Here is a 1,009-nt window from a genome sequence, read left to right as displayed (position 1 = left end):
AATAGGGTGCATCAAAGCAACTTTTATAACTTCATCAATATTCTCAGCAAAAATTACATTGATTTCTTCTTTTATATTTGCAGGAATCTCTTGCATATCTTTCTCATTTTCACTTGGTATAATCACAGTTTTGATTGATCGATCGATGGGTCCACCTGGAGACCAATAATTAAACCATTTATTGTACACAATAAAAAACACATAGGACACATACATCTCTTCGAGCAGACCTTGGGTAGTGAGATTTCATAAGGTTAGGTAGATAAGGCATGCACAAATCACTAACAAATTTAAATAATCATAATTGTATCAAACTTGGAGATTGAGGGTGTTTGATTGTAATACTGAATTTGTAAATTTTATGGCAGTCGAAGGCCAGTTCGATTGCCAGAAGCTTATATGTCAGTTGTCAGTTCGGACTTTCAAGTGGTTAGGTATAGTACATGAGGAAAGATAAAATTCATACGAATTTTGGCTAGCTATGCTCTTTTTCAGTGCTACCGTGGAGTACACTCAATTCCAACTCGAAATGGTGTCGAATAATGCCAATTTGGGCAGGGAAGTAGTAAGCCAAGCAAGGTTATTCGCGCTGATACTCGTCATGCCTCTGCCAGTTCCCGTGATCCCGCGAATGTCGGGTTTTCGTGTGGGATATGAAACCACGAATTTTAGTGGTATATGTGGAGTAAACCCTGTAGAAATTGCTACATGAAATGTGCAGCAGCTTTTCCTGTGAATGTTACACTTTGCACACTCGTGAACCTGCCCGCGAAGTGTAGTGCGAATGGCAAATATCCGCCAAACTTTTTCAAGAGACCTATATCTGGTTAACTGTAATCAATAGATGATTGGCAATAACTTTCAAATATAGAAACATAGTGGATTTTTGCTGCTGCCCTGTTCTTTGGTTACCAGGATCGATCGAAGCGCACGTCGCACATGTAGTGGCTAAACATGTTCATAGCGGTGGTCATTAGGTAGGGCTTGAGGTTGACGCTGGCTTCGGACT

Annotated in this window: 1 pseudogene; it reads right to left on the bottom strand. The window is 39.9% G+C overall.

Features of this window, described 5'->3' with window-relative positions:
- Window positions 1–138: pseudogene (locus tag ACJ5GX_RS01210) on the bottom strand (S16 family serine protease); the annotation flags it as partial.
- Window positions 139–1,009: the final 871 nt, after the last annotated feature.

It is taken from the genome of Wolbachia endosymbiont of Tuta absoluta (genome assembly GCF_059414725.1).
This window is presented reverse-complemented; position numbering and strand designations above follow the sequence as displayed.